4 protein-coding genes and 1 pseudogene are annotated in these 4,577 nt (G+C 63.3%); 4 read left to right on the top strand and 1 reads right to left on the bottom strand.

What is annotated here, in order from left to right; genetic code table 11:
• Positions 1-366 (bottom strand): annotated as a pseudogene (locus tag AC1DX0_RS31535) (sugar phosphate isomerase/epimerase); the annotation flags it as partial.
• Positions 367-767: 401 nt separating this feature from the next.
• On the opposite strand from AC1DX0_RS31535, the gene AC1DX0_RS31530 reads away from it, so the two are divergent.
• From AC1DX0_RS31530 to AC1DX0_RS31515, 4 genes are all read left to right on the top strand, one after another.
• Positions 768-1,655 carry a sugar phosphate isomerase/epimerase family protein gene (locus tag AC1DX0_RS31530; RefSeq protein WP_477358339.1) on the top strand — a complete coding sequence of 296 codons (888 nt, stop codon included), beginning with the start codon at positions 768-770 and terminating at the stop codon, positions 1,653-1,655.
• Between the two features lie 60 nt (positions 1,656-1,715).
• On the top strand, positions 1,716-2,885 hold the full coding sequence (locus AC1DX0_RS31525; protein WP_477220232.1) for a mandelate racemase/muconate lactonizing enzyme family protein: 1,170 nt from the start codon (positions 1,716-1,718) through the stop codon (positions 2,883-2,885).
• 2 nt (positions 2,886-2,887) lie between these two features.
• The gene (locus AC1DX0_RS31520) at positions 2,888-3,607 is read left to right on the top strand and encodes a FadR/GntR family transcriptional regulator (protein WP_477358338.1); all 720 of its coding nucleotides are present in this window, start codon (positions 2,888-2,890) and stop codon (positions 3,605-3,607) included.
• Positions 3,608-3,621: 14 nt separating this feature from the next.
• A partial coding sequence (locus AC1DX0_RS31515) for a hydroxyacid dehydrogenase (protein ID WP_477358341.1) occupies positions 3,622-4,577 on the top strand: 956 nt, incomplete at its 3' end.

Raw genomic sequence — 4,577 nt, 5'->3', positions numbered from 1 at the left:
CTTCATCTGTTCGACCGCCCATTTCTGCCGCGCCTTTGGGTTGTTGTGCACCGAGGCCGGCGCGAAGCCATCCATCTGCGCGTCATAGGCCGGGTGCACCGCCACCAACTGCCCCTGCAGATGTGTCGACAGTTCGGTGATCTCGACGCCGGCATCGGCACAGATGCCCTTCACCTCGTCGCAATACGTCTTGGAGGAGGCCGCCTTCTTGAGATCGAACAGCCGCGCATCCCAGGTCGGGATCTGCACGCCTTTGTAGCCGAGACCGGCGGCCCATTTGGTGATCGAGGCCAGCGAATTGAATGGCGCTGCGTCACCCGCGAACTGCGCCAGAAACAGTCCAGGACCCTTCATTGTCGTCGGCATCGGCATCCTCCCTCATTGTGTCTTGACCAAGCATAGCGCCGATTGAAAGCAGGGCCAGCCATTTTGGTCTTTTCGCACCGGGCGCTTTGCAGGCACTGCCATTCTGGTATTACCAAATAGGGGAATTTGGTCAAGCCTGACAATGCACCGGCAACGCCCTCTGCATGGCCAAAGTATCGGCATATATCGCAATATAATCAACGGAATAATTCGCACAAAAAGTTGCGTCGCCGCACTTCTTGCCGTTCCAGGTAATTTGCTGTAGACCTCGCTTCAGGCCCAATTGGTCGAACCAGTTTGCAGGAAAAGGCTGGGGATGCCTTGGGGAGGAACCCTTGCGTCGTCTTTGCGCGATGCATGTCGCAGGCAAACCATACGGACGAATTTGGGAAGGACAGACCATGCATCTTTCGACGCACAACTGGATGCGCGCGGAGCCCTTGGAGACGACGCTCAAGCGCATCAAGAAATTCGGCTATGAGTCGATCGAGATTTCCGGCGAGCCCGAACAGTACAAGACCAAGGAGACGCGSGCACTCTTGAAGGAGCAYGGCATCCGYTGCTGGGGTGCGGTGACCYTGATGCTGGGCGARCGCAAYCTTGCCGCCAGGRACCAGGGCCAGCGCGAGCGCTCGGTTCAATACGTCAAGGACGTGCTGACCATGGTCAGCGAGCTTGATGGCGAGATCATCACGCTCGTTCCCGCGACCGTCGGCAAGGTGGTGCCGGACGGTACCGAGGAAGAGGAATGGAAGTGGGTGGTCGACGCGACCCGCGAATGCTTCACCCATGCCAAGAAGGTCGGCGTCAAGATCGCCGTCGAGCCGCTGAACCGCTTCGAGACCTATCTGTTCAATCGCGGCGCCCAGGCGCTGGCGCTGGCCGACGCGGTCAGCCCCGAATGCGGCGTCTGCCTCGACGCCTACCACATCCACATGGAGGAATTTAACGTCCATGACGCGATCCGTCAGGTCGGAAAGCGGCTGTTCGACTTCCATGTCGCCGACAACAACCGCTTCGCCGCCGGCCTCGGCCAGATCGACTGGMMSGMGATCRTCGCCACSYTGAARGARGTYGGCTAYGACGGCGCGCTGACCAACGAATTCGTCGCYCCGGTCGACCGCACGCCGGCMGCRCCCTAYCCCGAMATGGTCGARCGCMAYCCGGTCGACATCTCGCCSGAGCAGYTSAAGTTCATCCAGGAYCACGGCTCCAGCGTGCTGACSGARAAATTCTACACCRACCAGATGCGCATCACCGCCGAAACGCTRYTGCCGCTGATCAAGTAGTCGACTGCTTCTGGGAAATTTGCCCTTCCGTCCTGGCAGGCGGCAGGGCTGGGGAAAGACATGCGCATCAAGACCGTCCAAGCCTGGTGGGTCCGCATCCCGATCGAAGCCGCGAAGCAACATCGCAGCGACTTCGGCCAGGTGACGACCTTCGACGCCGCCATCCTGCGCATCGAAACCGATGACGGGCTGGTCGGCTGGGGCGAAGGCAAGAACGCCGCCGGCAGCGCCGGCAGCTACGGCGCGCTCGTCCATATGCTCAACCACGAGGTCGGCCCGCAGCTGATCGGCCGCGATCCGGCCGATATCGGCATCATCTGGGAGATGCTCTACAATGGCGTTCGCCACGACAGTGCCGCGCGCGCCGGCCACGCCATGCCRCAACTGGCACGGCGCGGCATGAGCATCGCCGCCATCAGCGCCGTCGACATCGCGCTCTGGGATATTTTGGGGAAGTCGCTCGGCGTGCCGGTCTGGCGGTTGCTCGGCGGCCGCAAGCTCGACCGCATGCAGGCCTATGCCTCCGGCGGCTGGGCGTCGGCCGATGCAATCGGCGAACAACTGAAATCCTACATCGCCCGGGGCGGCTTCAAGGCGCTGAAGATGCGGGTCGGAGCCATGGATGGCGCCGCGCACATTTCCGCCGGCCGTGTCCGCGCCGCGCGCCAGGCGCTCGGCCCCGATGTCGAGCTGATGGTAGACGCCCACGGCACCTATACGGTGGCCGAAGCCAAGCGCTTCATCCACCTCGTCAACGACCTCGATCTCGCCTGGTTCGAGGAGCCTGTGATCGCCGACGACAAGCCGGGCATGGCCGAAGTGCGTGCCTCCGGCGCCGTGCCGATCGCCACCGGCGAAAGCGAGGCGACGCGTTATGCCTTCCGCGACCTCGCGGTGCTGAAGGCAGCCGATATCTTCCAGCCCGATCCTGCCTTCTGCGGCGGCATCAGCGAGGCGATGAAGATCGGCACCATCGCCAGCGCTTTCAATTTGCGCTTTGCGCCGCATCTGTGGGCCGGCGCCCCTTGTTTCTTCGCCGGCTTGCATGTTTGCGCCGCCTCGCCGTCGAGTTTTACGATCGAATATTCGCTCGGCGCCAACCCGATGATCCATGATCTGATCGAAGAGACTGTCGAAGCCAAGGACGGTATGATAGCGATCCCGGAAAAGCCCGGATTGGGATTCACCATTTCCGAGCGATTCCTGGAGGCGCACGCGCAACGCAGTTGACGATGAAAGAAAAGAACCTCCTCGCCGAACTCGCCGCCTACCTGTTCTCCCACTCGGACAGCGAGACCGGCCGCACGCCGTCGGAGCGTGAGCTGGCGGAGCATTTCGGCGTCAGCCGCGGCCAGATCCGCGAGGCGCTGGCCATCCTGGAAGCCATGCGCATCGTCGAGCGCCGCGCCAAGTCCGGCATCTATATCGACACCAAGCAGGCCAGCGTCGAAGCGCYGGCGCTGTTCGCGCGCGCCGGGCTGCCGCTTGATCCCTTGCAGATCTATGAAACGGTCGAGCTGCGCAAGATCCATGAGATCAAGGCCGCCGAGCTCGCCTGCTCGCGCGCCACCGAGGAGAATTTCGAACGGCTGAGTGAGATTCTCAAGGCTTCCGAGGAGCGCATCGCCGCCGGCGAAGGCCTCGCCAAGGAAGACCGCGAGTTTCACCTGGAGATCGTGCGCGCCACCAAGAACAGCGTCTTCCACAACATCTGCAGTGTCTACTATCTGATGGGCGAACAGCGCCTGCCGATCTACTTCAACGATCCCGAGCGCAGCGTGCGCTCGCATGCAGAGCACGTGCAGATCTACGAGGCGCTGCTGCGCCGCGACGGCAATCTCGCCCAGGCGCTGATGAGCGCCCATCTGCAAGGGGCGGAGAGCTACTGGAAGGGCCTGATCGAAGGCGGCAAGGCGGTTGCGCCGCCAAGCCCGGCACTCGAAAAGGCCTGAGAGTGACGCAGACCGTGCCGAAGATCCTGTCGACCCATCCGCTGCATCCGCGCGCCGCGGCCAAGCTGGCTGGCGCTGGTCAACTCGTCATCGCCTCGGCGCTCGATCCCGCCACCTTGACCAGAGAGGCGAAGGACGCCGACATCGTTATCGTGCGCGCGCATCTGCCGCCACAGCTTTTCGAGGGCGCCTGGAAGCTGCGGGCAGCGATCCGCCATGGCGCCGGGCTCGACATGATCCCGATGGAAGCAGCGGCCGCCGCCGGCGTGCTGGTGGCCAACGTGCCGGCGGTCAATGCGCGTTCGGTTGCAGAGCAYGTGATGTTCACSGCGCTGGCGCTGCTGCGGCAATTCCGCAGGGTCGACCGCGATTTGCGCGCCAAAGGCTGGCTCGCCGGCCGCGAGCACGCCAATTCCAATATCGAGCTTGCCGGCAAGACCATCGGCATCGTCGGCCTCGGCGCCGTCGGACAGGCCGTCGGCCATATCGCGGCGCACGGTTTCGACCTGAAGGTGGTGGCAACGACGCGCAGCATGCAGCCGGCGCCGGAGAAAGTCGGCTTCCTGTCGATCGACGCGCTGGTCGAGCAGAGCGACATCATCGTGCTCTGCTGCCCGCTGACGCCGGAGACGCGCGGCCTGATCAACCGCGAGCGCATCGCCCGCATGAAGCCCAATGCGCTGCTGATCAACGTTTCGCGCGGGCCGGTCGTCGATGACGACGCGCTGATCGAAGCCTTGCGGGAGCGCCGCATCGGCGGTGCAGCACTCGACGTTTTCTCGACGCAACCGCTGCCGTCAAATCATTCCTATTTCRGCTTCGACAACGTCATCATCACYCCGCAYATGGCMGGSATTACCGAGGAATCGATGATGCGCATGGGCGTCGGCGCGGCCGGTGAAACCTTGCTGGTGCTGGCCAACAAACTGCCGGTCAATCTGCGCAATCCCGAAGTGCTCGAGCACTACCG

The organism is Mesorhizobium sp. P3_A9 (genome assembly GCF_056402975.1).
Note: the sequence above shows the minus strand (reverse complement) of the source record. Positions and strands in the feature narration are given on the sequence as shown.